The organism is Methylobacterium sp. SD274 (assembly GCF_017355285.1).
Taxonomy (GTDB): domain Bacteria; phylum Pseudomonadota; class Alphaproteobacteria; order Rhizobiales; family Beijerinckiaceae; genus Methylobacterium.
The window spans coordinates 65,164-79,516 of the sequence record NZ_JADIJP010000004.1 but is presented as its reverse complement, the minus strand read 5'-3'; the positions used below and the strand labels follow the sequence as shown (position 1 = coordinate 79,516).

At 66.8% G+C, this 14,353-nt stretch carries 4 protein-coding genes; 3 read left to right on the top strand and 1 reads right to left on the bottom strand.

Going from position 1 to position 14,353, the window contains the following annotated elements; genetic code table 11:
* Nucleotides 1-323: 323 nt before the first annotated feature.
* Nucleotides 324-2,237, top strand: a complete 1,914-nt coding sequence (locus IPV08_RS05350) for a methyl-accepting chemotaxis protein (RefSeq protein WP_348646078.1) — start codon at nt 324-326, stop codon at nt 2,235-2,237.
* A gap of 122 nt (nt 2,238-2,359) precedes the next feature.
* On the opposite strand, the gene IPV08_RS05345 is transcribed toward IPV08_RS05350, so the two are convergent.
* The gene (locus IPV08_RS05345) at nt 2,360-6,115 is read right to left on the bottom strand and encodes an AAA family ATPase (RefSeq protein WP_207411066.1); all 3,756 of its coding nucleotides are present in this window, start codon (nt 6,113-6,115) and stop codon (nt 2,360-2,362) included.
* 844 nt (nt 6,116-6,959) lie between these two features.
* Between IPV08_RS05345 and IPV08_RS05340 the strand changes: the two genes are divergently transcribed.
* Nucleotides 6,960-9,926 (top strand): calcium-binding protein, encoded by a 2,967-nt coding sequence (locus IPV08_RS05340; protein ID WP_207411065.1) that lies wholly within the window; start codon nt 6,960-6,962, stop codon nt 9,924-9,926.
* 775 nt (nt 9,927-10,701) lie between these two features.
* Nucleotides 10,702-14,232 (top strand): PAS domain S-box protein, encoded by a 3,531-nt coding sequence (locus tag IPV08_RS05335; protein WP_207411064.1) that lies wholly within the window; start codon nt 10,702-10,704, stop codon nt 14,230-14,232.
* Nucleotides 14,233-14,353: the final 121 nt, after the last annotated feature.

Genomic DNA, 14,353 nt, shown 5'->3' with positions numbered 1-14,353 from the left:
GCCGATTTCTCGCTGCTCTTCCACAACGATCGACAAAAGCCCCACAATGCCGGGTGAGACCTGTTCGCTCTCTTCAGTCTGCAAACAAGCCGATGACTATTGCTGAATGTTAGCCGCCACATAAAGTAAGAATTAATTAATACTTAAGCTTCGTGGGCGATATCGCGCTTGCACATGCAAATGGAAGGCGCAGTCTTCCATGGGTAAGACGGCAACGAATAGGCTATATAATGCTACTTAACAGGGCCGTGAAAGCAGCGACCTCTCGCAATACTCTCTTCGGAGGATTTTCCGGCGTCGCTTCCAAAGCGACGGCGTCGATCGTGATCTCCCTGTTCCTGGTCCTGATCTGCCTGTCGCTATACTTGTTCACGAGCCAGTCTCAGGAAGTCGAGAGGGCGGTCAGGCTGAGCGCGACCAATCTCGGAAACGCCGCGTCCCGGAACGTCAGCAATTGGCTGATCGGCAAATCCGACTTGGCGGAAATGGCCACCCAGCAGATCGTCAAGGGAATGGACGACCGTCAGATCGACAAGGTTCTGGGATCGCCGGCCATGACCAAGTCGTTCATTCTCAGTTCCTTCGGGGACGTCCGGGGGAATTACACGAAGATCCCGAAGGGCCCCATCAGGCCAGGATACGATGCACGCGAGCGTCCTTGGTTCAAGGCTGCGGTCGAAGCCGGGGGCGTCGCCATGACGGACCCCTATATTGCCGCCAGCACCCAGGAAATGACCATCACGATTTCAGCGCCGGTCTATGACGAGACGAAGGAGCTGTTCGGCGTGATCGGCAACGACTTCAGTGTCGATGTCCTTTCGAAGATGATCAACGAGGTCGATATCGGTGGTTTCGGCTACGCCTACCTGGTCTCGAAGACCGGTAAGATCCTCGTCCATTCAAAGGCCGAGCTCCTCGGAAAGCCGCTTTCCGACTTGGTCTCCGGACCCCTTCCGCCGATCGGACCGGCTTTCACGGAGGTGACGGAGGAGGGCCGTTCTACACTCATGACCTTCGTTCGCGTGCCCAACCTGCCGCCCGCGATGGAATGGTACGTTGCCTTGTCGATCGATCAGGCCAAGGCGTTCGCCCCCGTCCAGCGCCTCAAGTTCGTGATGATCGTCGCAACGCTCTCGGCCCTGGTCATCATGGCCCTCGTCGTCAGCCAGCTCCTGTCACGCACGGTCGCCCGTCCGCTGGGAAGTCTCGTGAAGGTTCTGGAGCACATGTCCGCCGGTCACATCGACACCGAGATCAAGGCCGCCGCCCGGAACGACGAGATCGGCGCGGTCGGGAGAGCGGTGGAGGGCATCAAGACGATGGTCGGCCAGAAAGCCGCCGACGTGGCCGACCGTGATCGGATCGCCAAGGAAGCCGCTCTCCGGGAGCGCCAGAGCACGATGATGGCGATGGCCGACGATTTCGAGAGGTCCTTCAGCAGTGTCATCGGGCTCGTCGCCTCGTCGGCCACGGAGCTTCAGGCCACGGCCCAGACGATGACATCGGCCGCCAGGCAGACGGCCGGTCGGTCGACCACCGTGGCGGCGGCGGCCGAGGAGGCGGCGACCAACGTCAACACCGTCGCGGCCGCGGCCGAGGAACTGGGATCGTCCGTGCAGGAGATCGGGCGTCAGGTCGATGGCTCCGCCAATCTCGCGCAATCCGCCGTGTCCGAGGCCAGCGAGACACGCCGTCTCGTGGAGGAACTGAGCGGCAGCGTCGCGCGCATCGACGCGGTGGTCGAGATGATCTCGATGATCGCGAGCCAGACGAACCTGCTCGCCCTCAACGCCACCATCGAAGCGGCGCGGGCCGGGGAAGCGGGACGCGGATTTGCCGTCGTCGCCGCCGAGGTCAAGGAACTCGCCAACCAGACGGCCCAGGCCACCAAGGAGATCTCCGGGCAGATCGCGCGTGTCCAGGGCTCCACCGAGCAGACGGTCCATGCGATCGGCGAGATCGCAGGCCGCCTCCAGGAGATCAATGGTGTCGCGACCGCCATCGCTTCCGCGGTGGAAGAGCAGGGGGCGGCGACCCAGGAGATCGTGCGGAACGTGGCCGAAGCGGCCGCCGGAACGAAGGAGGTGACCTACAACATCTCCGGCGTGGCAGGCGCCGCCGAGGAAACGGAAGCCGCCGCCGCCCAGGTGCTCGTCTCGGCGTCCGAACTCTCGCGTCACTCCGAGTATCTCTCGAGCGAGGTCGGCCGCTTCCTGGCGACCGTGCGGGCCGCCTGACCCCGAGGGCAACACGTCGTCGGGTTTGGACGGACGAAAATGGAAGGGGTGGGACGCCACGGGACGGCGTCCCACCCCTCGTGCCCTTGGAGGAAGCCGGACGGCGCCGGCCAGACCCGGCCTCACCCCGCCCCAGCCTCCACGACACTCACCACGCTGCGGCCGTTGCCGCGTTTCTCCACCCGGACCTGCACGGCGATGCGCTCGATCATCGCCGCCACATGGGTGATGACGCCGACCTTGCGGCCGCGGCCCTGGAGCGTCTCCAGGGCGTCCACGGCGAGGTCGAGGGTCTCGGCGTCGAGGGAGCCGAAGCCTTCGTCGATGAAGAGCGTGTCGACGAAGGAATCGCGGCCCTCCAGGCCCGACAAGGCGAGGGCGAGGGCGAGGGAAACGAGGAAGCGCTCGCCGCCCGACAGGCTGCGGGTGGCGCGCACCTCCTCGCCCATGTCCCGGTCGACCACGTGGAGGGAGAGGTTGGCCGGGTCGCCGCGCACCAGCCGGTAGCGCGGGCTCAAGGCCAGCAGGTGCTCGTTGGCGAGCCGGACCAGGTGCTCCAGCGTCACCCCTTGCGCGAAGAGGCGGAACTTGATGCCGCTGGCCGAGCCCACGGCGTCGTTCACCGCCTCCCAGACAGAGAAGTCGGCGCGTGCCTCGGTGATCGCCGCCTCCAGCCCCGCCGCGCGCAGGCGCGCCGCGTCGTCCCGTTCGAGATCGGCCGTGATGGCGCCGAGACCCTGTTGATGGGCGGTGATCGTCTCGCCGAGGCCGGACGCCGCCGCTTGCGTGGCGGGACCGTCGATCTCGGGCGCGTCGAGCAGGTTTGCGAGGTCGGCCCGCCGCGTCGCGAGGGCGGTCTCCGCTTCGCGGGCTTCCGCCATGCGCGCATCCACGGCGAGGCGCAGGGAGGAGCGGATCTCCGGCGCGAGGGCGAGGGCCTCCCGCACGGCCTCGACGCCGCGCGGGGCGCAGGCGGCCGTGAAGACGGCATCGGCCTCCTCGCGCAGCCGCCGGGCCGCGTCGCGGGAAGAGGTCCCGTGCTCGGCCGCCGTCACCGCCGAGGCGAGGGCGGCGAGGGCGGCGGCGCGGGCCTCCTCCGCCCGTTTCAACGCATCGCGGGCGAGCTTGCGCGCGTCGTTGGTCCGGGTCCGATGCAGGCCGGTCTCCTCGCCGCCGAGGAGGGGCGCCCGTTCGGCCCGCAGCTCGGCGAGCTTTTCGGAACGGGCCAGCGCCTGGCGTCCGGCCGCGTCCGCGGCGGCACGGGTGAAGCCCAGGGCCTCGACCGCGCCGGCACGACGCGACGCGAGGGCCTGGACCTCCCGGTCGAGCTCTTCGCGCTGCCGGTCGAGGGCGCGGTGCGCGGCGGCGATCTCGGCCACGCGCCTGGCCGCGCCGGCCCCGTCCCGGTCGAGATCGGCCAGCGACAGGCCGGCGCCCGCCAGATAGGGCGCGATCTCGCGGCCGAGGGAGTCGAGCCGCTCCGTATGGCCCGAAACGCGGACCGTCCCGCCGTTGGCGGTGAGTTCGGCCAGACGCAGGGCCTCGCGCTCGGCGACGCAGGCCAATTCCGCCGCCTCGATCTCCCGGCCCCCGGCCTCGATCCGCGTCGCGACGGCGTCGATCTCGCCGCGCAATGTCCCGGCCCGCTCCAGCGCGGCCAGCAGCGGCTCGCGTGCGACCTTGAGGGCGTCGATCAGGCCCGTGAGCATGGACACCGCCTCGGCATCGAGCCTTGTCGGGACATGTCCGCCGACCGCCGCATCGCCATGGGTGGCGAGGAGGTGCGGGTGGAGAAGCGCATAGGCGGCGTTGGCGCGGTCCAGCGTCTCGATGGCGGCTGCCGCTGCCTGCTCGGTATTGCTCAACCTCGCGCTAGCGGCGGCGCGTGCCGACGCTGCCTCCGCCTGGGATTGTCCGGCGGCGGCGATGGCCGCATCCTGCTCCGCGCGCTGCGCCTTCAACGCCGCCGCGACCCGCCCGAGCCCATCCTGATCCTGGTCCCGGGCATGCGGATGATCGGTGGCGCCGCAGACCGGGCAGGGCTGATCCTCGATCAGCAGGCTGCGCAGATGCGCGGCCTGCTGCGAGACGGCCTCCTCGGCCAGCTCCGCCAGAGGGGCGACGGCCTTTCGCAGCTCGACCGCGCGGGCCTGCCGGGCGGCGGCCTCTTCGCTGGCCAACCTCGCGGATTCGAGGGCCAACCTCGCGGATTCCGCCTCTGTCCTGGCCCGTTCGAGGGCGAGGGACGCCTCCGCGTGGCTGCGCGCGAGGGGCAGCGCCTCGCGCAGCTGCTCGGCGAGCCGGTCGATCGTGCCCGAGCGCGCCCGTGCCGAGGCTTCGCCGACCTGTTCGAGCTCGGTGCTCAGCGCTGCCCGGCGCTCGGCTGCTTGCGTCCGCGCCGCCTTCGCCCGCGCGATCGCCCCGTCCCCCGTGGCGATCGATGCCGAGAGGCGGGAGGCCTCGTCCGTGGCCTTGCGGAGATCGGCCTTGGCCTGGGCCAGTTCCGCGCCGAGGCTCGCGCGCTTGGCAAAGAGCTGCTCGGCCTCGTTCGTCCGTTGGGCGAGAAAAGCCCCGCCCGTATCGGCCGCGAACCGGGCGGCGACGTCGCTGCGCGCGGACGCCGCCGCCGCGTGACTGGCATCCAGATGGGCCAGCGCCGTCTGTGCCTCCAGAGCCTTCGCCTTGGCGGCGTCGGCCGCCTCGGCGGCAAGGGCGGATTCGGTGGCGGCCTCGCCGATCCGGGTGTCGAGTTCGGCCGCCCGGGTCCAGACCGGCCCCAGCGCCTTGAACCCGGCTTCCGACGCCTCGTCCGCCTTGGCGGCCTCGTCATGAGCCACCCGCGCGGCTTCGGCCCGCGCTTCGGCCTCGCCGCGCGTCGTCAGGGCCAGTGCCAGGGCGGCTTCGGCGGCGGCGAGATCCCGCTCTGCCCGAGCCGCATTTCTCGCCGGCTCGCGAAGGGGCTCGACCGCGTCGAGCTCAGCCAGGCGGAGGCTGTCGGGCCGATGGATGTCCAGGGCCTCGCGCGCCAGGGCGAGGCGGGCTTCGGCCGCCGCCACCTGACCCCGTGTGTCGGCGATGCGCCGCGCATGGGCCAGCGCCGCGTTCAGCTCCGCCAGACGGCCGGACAACTCCGCCACCTCGGCGAGGAGCCGCGCCCGCTCGGCGTGTTTCTCCGCCCGCGCCGCCTCGTCGAGGAGGCCGAGGGCGTCGCGATGAGCCTCCAACTCCTTCACCTTGGCGCGCTCCGCCTCGGTGCCGGCATGAACCCGTTTCGAGATCTCGGAATAGATCGCCGTGCCGGTGATCTTCTCCAAGAGTTCCGCGCGCTCGCCCTCGGCAGCCAGGAGGAACGCGTCGAACTCGCCCTGGGCCAGCAGGACGGTGCGGCGGAACTGGTCGAAGGTGAGGTCGGTGAGGTCGCAGATCGCCGCGTCGACGAGGCCGGCCTTGCTGTCGCCGACGGAGCTCCCGTCCGCCAGCCGGGTGAGGGAGCGCGTCTTGTTCTGGAGACGGCCATTGGCCTTGCCGCGCGCTCGGTAGACCGACCATCGCGCGCAGTAGCTCTGCCCGTCCCGGCCGATGAAATCGACCTCGGCGAAACCCTCCGTCGCCCCCCGCCTCAGGATCGCCCGCTCGTCGCCGATGGTGATGGGATCGCCGCCGGGATCGGGCGCGCGCTCGCGGCCGCTCGTGGCGACACGCGGATAGCGCCCGTAGAGCGCGAGGCAGAGGGCGTCGAGGATGGTCGACTTGCCCGCCCCCGTCTCGCCGGTGATGGCGAAGATCCCGGTGGCGCCGATGGGGCCGCCGGACAGGTCGACGGAGAAGGGAGCCGCCAGGCTCGCGAGATTTTCGCCGCGTATCGCCAGGATGCGCAAGGGTCGTGGCCTCGTCTCAAGAAGTCAGGGGGATGCGCGGAAGGATGTCATAGCCCAGGATGACGGGCGGACGAGGGTGATGCAGACGCCGCGCAACGATGTCCACACGCGGCGGGATGGCGGCAAGGCTTCGACTTTGGGTTAATGGGATTTGGCAGGAGACTGAACAAGCCACGTCGTCATACTGGGGCCGCATCGCGGAGCCCGGAATCCAGAGCCGCTCCGTGGGCTCGATAGGGCACGCCCGGCGGATCTGGCTCGCACGCCTCTGGCGCGGCCCTCCGGGTCCGGGCTCGCTTTCGGCGCTCCGGAATGACGGCGGGGGTGTCAAGATCGGTGTGTACGGTCCCGCAGATCGGATGGCATCGACCCGCATTCGGAGCCCCTGGGATGGCGGGCGCCCAGAGTCGCTCGTCTTGACTGCGCTCCCTCTGAGAACGCCGGGCGGAAACGAGCGGTCTCTTCGGAGGAGATAAAGAGATCGAAGAGTGCGGCATCTGCCTCGTGCCGCGCTTGGAAGCTCTTCGGCGCCTGTCATGAGGCCACATCTCACGACCTTATCGCTGACGACCCGTCCGCAATCCACCCAAGCCAGCCGTAGAACGGACAGACAGGTCCCGTCCCAACACCGCCGTGAGAAGCAGTTTTGTCGGGCTCGAAAGCCGACATAGGAACATGCCTCCGCCAATCCTAAGGGAGGCTGGAGTGTGACATCGCGCCACAAACGATGCGATGAGACGCTACGCCAAGACTTCCGAGCGCAACAGTAGAATCCCTTCATATGCGTCTGTCGCGCATCGTGCTAATGCCCCTTGAAATATTTAATTAAGAGGGGGGAAATACAATGGCTAACTCGGTAAGCAAAGGGCTGAGGTTCGAATATTTCGACGCGGCCTTGAACGTTGCAAATCTAGCCGTCAACTTGGTCTCGCTGATTCCTGGTGTCGAACTCCCTAAAGAATTGACCCAGCTCTTCGGTGGTGCAGACACGGATCCGACCGTGGAACGCCTGGATGAAATGAGCGAGCAGCTCGATCAGATCGTCGAGCTGAACAAAAAGGTACTTGCGGCAGTCGATGAAGTTAGAAACGATATCGATCGAAATATTCTATCAAATATCAAGTCCGACGTAAGCGATGCTAAAACTTACGTCCATCAGTACCTAACAACAAGCGATCCTGAACTGGCAAACAGCTACCTGTTTGAGGCGGAAAGACTCTCGACATCTGCGGTCACACGGGCAAAGAACTATCTTTTGGATAGCAATGCCGATGCCGCCATTGCCGTTCCGGCGCTGCTATCCGCAATTACCACTCGAATTGCCGTCATTCGCGAGATCGGCGATGGGGCAACGTCCAGCGCACAATATAAAGAGACATTGCAGACGGCAATTGAATCGCTGTCCACGGGTATCGAAAAGTTCGAAGAGTCCGCTCAGAACAATATGCCGGCGAAGCTCGATGTGTATGAGAGGCAATCCGGTGATTTCACGCAAGTATGGATCAGGGTTTCCTACGAGCCGGCGTCCGGATCGATTTTTCAGGCTGAAATATTCGCAGGGGACAAGGGGACTGCATCAGTACAGCAGATGCTCGATGCGACAACCCTCATTTACGCCAATGGATCTCAATCCCTAAGAGAAGTGACTGATTATAGTGCCATCAAGGACCTATACATAAGGCGCGCACCTGTAGAGCAAACAACAAAACCGAATTTTTTGACTGATTTCAATAAATTAGAAGAAGATACCTTCAATAATTATTTCAGAGAAGCAAGAGGCATTGAAAAGCTCGAAAAATCTGCCGCTGCCCTGCTGAGCTTGACGCAAGGTCAGCATATCAAGGGTACGAACAACGACGACACCAATATTCGGGCTGATTCGAGCCTCGATGTGATCACCACCAAATGGGGTGAGAAGTTGCTCGCCCCTCACACACTGGAGGGCCTGAAAGGCAACGACACCCTCTTCGGCGGCCAAGGCGGCGACACGCTCCGGGGCGGCGGCGGCGGGATCGTCTACAGCGCAGAGGGCGACGGCAACGATACCCTTCACGGCAACGGCGGCGACGACATCCTGATCGGCGGCACGGGCAACGACCGGCTCGACGGCGGCGTCGGCGACGACCGTATGGACGGCGGCGACGGCGTCGACATCGCGAGCTACAAATCGGCGAAGGCCGGCGTGATCGTGTCCCTCGATGAGCAGGACTGGCAGGCGGTCGTCCCAGAAAAGACGATCGTGTTTCAACCAGACCCTTTCCCCTCCGAGGGGGGAGTCATCATCACCCCCCCTCCCATCATAACAACGATCCCGGCGGAAAAAGACCGCCTCCTGAACATCGAGAACCTCGAAGGCAGCGAGTTCAGCGATCGGCTCACGGGTGACGAAGGGAAAAACGTCATCTTCGGTTTGGCCGGCAACGACATCGTCAACGGGGGTAGGGGCGCGGACCGGATGGCGGGCGGCGTCGGCAACGACACCTACGTGGTCGACAACGCCGGGGATGTCGTCGTCGAGGCGGCCAATGCCGGCACCGACACTGTCCGCTCGTCCGTCAGCGTCACGTTAGCGGCCAATGTCGAGAACCTGACACTCACCGGCACCGCCGCCATCAACGGCACCGGTAACGCGCTGGCCAACACGATCCTGGGCAATGGCGGCGCCAACATCCTCGACGGCAAGGCTGGAGCCGACACGCTTCAGGGGCTCGGCGGCAACGATATCTACTATGTCGACACTGCCGGCGACCGCGTGTTCGAGGTGGCGGGTGGGGGTACCGACCGGGTGCTGACGAGCATCAGCTACGTGCTCGGAGCCGGTCAGGAGATCGAGCGGCTCGACACGACGAGTGCGGCCGGCACCACCGCGATCAAGCTCAGCGGCAACGAACTTGCCAACACCCTGGTGGGCAATGCGGGTGCCAACACCCTCGACGGTGGCGCTGGCGCTGACCTGCTCTATGGCCGCGCCGGCAACGACACCTACCTCGTCGACACTGCGGGCGACCGCGTGTTCGAGGTGGCGGATGGCGGCACCGACCGGGTGTTGACGAGCATCAGCTACGTGCTCGGAGCCGGTCAGGAGATCGAGCGGCTCGGCACGACGAGTGAGGCCGGCACCACCGCGATCAAGCTCAGCGGCAACGAACTTGCCAATACCCTGGTGGGCAATGCGGGTGCCAACACCCTCGACGGTGGCGCTGGCGCTGACCTGCTCTATGGCCGCGCCGGCAACGACACCTACCTCGTCGACACTGCGGGCGACCGCGTGTTCGAGGTGGCGGATGGCGGCACCGACCGGGTGCTGACGAGCATCAGCTACACGCTCGGAGCCGGTCAGGAGATCGAGCGGCTCGGCACGACGAGTGCGGCCGGCACCACCGCGATCAATCTCAGTGGCAACGAACTTGCCAACACCCTGGTGGGCAATGCGGGTGCCAACACCCTCAACGGTGGCGCTGGCGCTGATCTACTCTATGGCCGCGCCGGCAACGACACCTTCGTGTTCTCGACGGCCTTAGGTTCGAGCAACATCGACCGCCTCACCGATTTCGCGGCGGCGGATGACACGATCCAGTTGGCGCGGGACGTGTTCACCGCCCTCTCGGCGGGTGGCCTCGCGTCGAGCGCCTTCAAGGATCTCGGCAATACCGGCGCCGTGGTCGATGGCACCGACCGCATCCTCTACAACCACGACACCGGTGCGCTCTCCTACGACGCCGATGGTAGCGGCACGGCCAAGACGGCCATCCAGTTCGCCGTCATCGACACCAAGGTCACGCTGACCCACGTCGACTTCCTGGTGGCGTAAGCCCGTGACACGCCCTGGCCGGACACTTTGCGTTCGGCCAGGGCTTCTTGATTCTCAAAGCTCTGGGCCACCTACGCAAGATATCGCCGTGGGTGGTCTGCCAGCACGTTGCACGCCCCTCATAGGAAGGGTCGCCGCCGGCCGGGATGGGTTCTCCGCTCTCGAGCCCTCACAAGCATTTGGCCGTCTTGTCACGGCACCTCACCTCAGGCGTGGTGTAGCACGCGGCGCGAGCCCTAGCGGATCGGCGGACAGGGGACGTTGCAGAACGTCTGGACGTAGCTGGGCGAGACGTGAGGACCTCATCGGGGTCGGCTCCTCAGATCGGTGCCGGCGTCTCCCGCTCATTGATCTAAGCTTTCAAGTGGGAGTCCGACGAAGCCTTGGATGATGCCCGCCAAGGGCGTTCCTCGCCCAAAAGCAGACTGGCGAAAATCCACCCTTCCCGGACGTTGAGCGATGGGGACCAAGCGTCGAATTTCCACCACTCGGAATCGGAACGGGAGCCTGGGGGCGATCTTTCAGGACGACCTTTCAAACGGAGATACTGACCGGCAGGCGCCGCGACTTTGACATCGGACACCGGCTCGTGTCATCGGGCCGCGATGACGATGCGAGACCTTCCCCCCGGTGAAGGCCCCCTTGGCACGGGCTCCGGCGGGGAACGGCGGGTCGACCTTGGCCGTTGGCAGAGGCACCGCTTCTGTGCGGGCGCGCGATCCGATCCCGCATCGGGCCATCCTGCATCGAGCATGGCGACGAAGGAAGGGTGGCAGTGAGTGTCCTCGTGAACGGCGGCGAGTGCGGCGCGCTGATCGAGGCCGCGGATTGGTCTGCGACGCCCCTCGGACCCTTCGAGTCCTGGCCTGTTTCCCTCCGCACGCTGACGGCGATGATGGTCGCCTCGCGCCAGCCCATGTTCATCACCTGGGGGCCGTCGCGGATCGTCCTCTACAACGACGCCTATGCGCTGCTGCTCGGCCACAAGCACCCGGACGCGATGGGGCGTCCCATCGCGGAGGTCTGGTCGGAGATCTGGAGCGACCTCGCGCCCATCGTCGCCGATGCCTATGCGGGACTCTCCATCCAGATGGACGATGTCTCCTTCGTCATGGAACGCAACGGCTTTCCTGAGGAGACGCATTTCGCCTTCTCCTACACGCCGGTGCGGGAAGAGGACGGCTCCGTCGCGGGTTTCTTCTGCGCCTGCACCGAGACGACCGGCCGGGTCGGCGCCGAGACCCGGCTGCGCGAGAGCGAGGCCGAGGTGCGGGGCGTCCTCGACGGGATGGGCGAGGGTTTCCTCCTGCTCGACCGCGATTTCCGTGTCCGCCGCATCAACGCCGAGGGCCTGCGCCTCGACGGGCGCCCCTCCGAGGCGATCCTCGGCCGTCACCTCCTCGACGTGTGGCCGGATGCCGAGCGGATGCCGACCTGGCCGCTCTACCGCCGCGCCATGGCCGAGCGGGCCTCGGCCGAACTCACCTACCGCCATACTTCGACGCAGCAGGACATCTGGATCGAGGTGCGGGTCTACCCGTCGGGAAGCGGACTCTCGGTCTTCTACCGCGACATCAGCGAGCGCAGAGCGTCCGAAGAGGCCCTACGCGAACGTGAGGAGCGCCTGCGCCTCGTGATGGAGGGCGCGCGCGACCACGTCGTCTTCACCATGAACCCGCAGGGCGTCATCACGAGCTGGTCGGCCGGCGCCGTCGAGGTTCTCGGCTGGAGCGTCGCCGATGCGCTCGGCCGTCACGGTTCGATGATCTTCACGCAGGAGGACCGGGCGAAGGGGATCGATGCCGGGGAGATCTCCAGGGCCGTCGAGACCGGCCGCGCCGATGCCGAGCGCTGGCACCGGCGTTCGGACGGGACGCGCGTGTTCCTCGCCGGCTCCCTCCACCGGCTGCCGCCGGACCTGCAGGGCCGCTCGCCCGGCTTCCTTCGGATCGCCCGGGACGAGACCCAGCGCAGGGCGCAGGCCGAAGCGCTGACGGAGAGCGAGGCGCGGTTCCGCAACATGGCGGACCACGCCCCCGTGATGATGTGGGTCACGATTCCGGACGGGTCCTGCATCTATCTGAACCGGCGCTGGTACGAGTTCACCGGGCAGACCGAGGCGGAGGCCCTCGGCCTCGGCTGGACCAAGGCGACGCATCCCGACGACGAGGGGCTGGCGGCGGACACCTTCCTGTCCGCCAATGCTTCGCATGAGCCCTTCCGGGTCGAGTATCGCCTGCGCCGGGCCGACGGCACCTATCGCTGGGCCATCGATGCGGCGACCCCGCGCTTCGGCACGGAGGGCGAATTCCTCGGCTATGTCGGCTCGGTCATCGACATCGACGAGCGCCGGGAGGCGGAGGAGCGCCTGCGCCAGAGCGAAGGGCGTTTCCAGGCCATCGCCGATTCCATCGACCATATGGTGTGGTCGACCCTGCCGGACGGGCACCACGATTACTTCAATCAACGCTGGTACGACTATACCGGCGTCCCGGCGGGTTCCACCGACGGCGCGGGCTGGAACGGCCTCTTCCACCCCGACGACCAGGACAAGGCCTGGACGGTCTGGCGCCATAGCCTGGAGACGGGCGAGCCCTACCATATCGAGTATCGCCTGCGGCACCGGTCGGGCCAGTACCGCTGGGTGCTGGGGCGGGCGCAGCCCGTGCGCGACACAGGCGGCCGGATCGTGCGCTGGTTCGGCACCTGCACCGAGATCCAGGACATCGTCGAGGCGCGCGACGTGCTGGCCCGCTCGCGGGCGGAGCTCGAACGCGAGATCGCCGAGCGCATCCAGGAACGCGTGCGGATCTGGACGCTGATCCCCGACCTGCTGATGTCGGGCACCCTGGGCGGCCAGTTCCTCAGCGTGAACCCGGCCTGGAGCAAGATGCTCGGCTACGACGAGGCGACCCTGCTGGCGACGCCGTTCTGGCAGATCATCCACCCCGATTTCCTCGATGTCAGCGCCGGTGTCGTCGAGGCGATGCGCCAGGGCCGCACCATGCGGCACCAGAACCAGATCCGCACGGCGGCCGGCGAGTATCGCTGGTTCGATTGGGTCAGCGCGCCGGTGGGCGACGTTTTCTACGCGGTGGCGCGCGACATCACCGAGGAGAAGGCCCGCGAGGCCGCTCTCGCCCAGACCCAGGAGGCCCTGCGTCAATCGCAGAAGATGGAGGCGGTGGGCCAGCTCACCGGCGGCATCGCCCACGACTTCAACAACCTGCTCACCGGCATTTCGGGCAGTCTCGAATTGCTGCAGACCCGCATGGCGCAGGGGCGGCTGACCGAACTCGACCGCTACATCAACGCGGCGCAGGGCGCCTCGCGCCGGGCGGCGGCCCTGACCCACCGGCTGCTCGCCTTCTCGCGTCGCCAGACGCTGGACCCGAAGCCCACCAACGTGAACGGCCTGGTCTCGGGAATGGAGGAACTGATCCGCCGCACGGTCGGGCCGGCGGTGACGATCGAGGTGGTCGGCGCAGCGGGCCTGTGGCCGGCTTTGGTGGACCCCAACCAGCTCGAGAACGCGCTGCTGAACCTCTGCATCAACGCGCGCGACGCCATGCCGGATGGCGGCCGCCTCACCATCGAGACCGCCAACAAGTGGCTCGACGGGCACGCCGCCCGCGAACGCAACCTCGAACCCGGCCAGTATCTCTCCCTCTGCGTCAGCGACAACGGCACCGGCATGACGCCGGAGGTGATCGCCCGCGCCTTCGATCCGTTCTTCACGACGAAGCCGCTGGGCGAGGGGACCGGCCTCGGCCTGTCGATGATCTACGGTTTCGTGCGGCAATCGGGCGGCGAGGTGCGGATCTATTCCGAACTCGGCGAGGGCACGACCATGTGCCTCTACCTGCCGCGCCATTACGGCGAAGCCTCCGAGGTGGACGAGGCCGGCGCCTTCGCCGCCGCGCCGCGCGCGCAACGGGGCGAGACCGTGCTCATCGTCGACGACGAGCCCACCGTGCGCATGCTCGTGACCGAGGTCCTCGAAGAGCTCGGCTACACCGCCATCGAGGCGGCCGACGGCGCCTCCGGCCTCAAGGTGCTGCAATCGGACGTGCGCATCGACCTCCTCGTCACCGATGTCGGCCTGCCCGGCGGCATGAACGGCCGCCAGATGGCCGACGCGGCGCGGGTGGCGCGGCCCGACCTCAAGATCCTGTTCATCACCGGCTATGCCGAGAACGCCGTGGTCGGCAACGGGCATCTCGAGCCCGGCATGCAGGTGCTGACCAAGCCCTTCGTGATGGAAGCGCTGGCCGGCCGGATCAAGGACATGATCGCCTCCGGGTAGGGCTGAATTCGGCACCCGAACCCTCGTCTCCCTTCGGAGCGGCCCGGCGGGGGGCGGCGTTCTTCACCCGCCCACAGGGAGGAGAGTCTTTGGCTCAAAAGGTGTTTATCTAGCTGTTTTC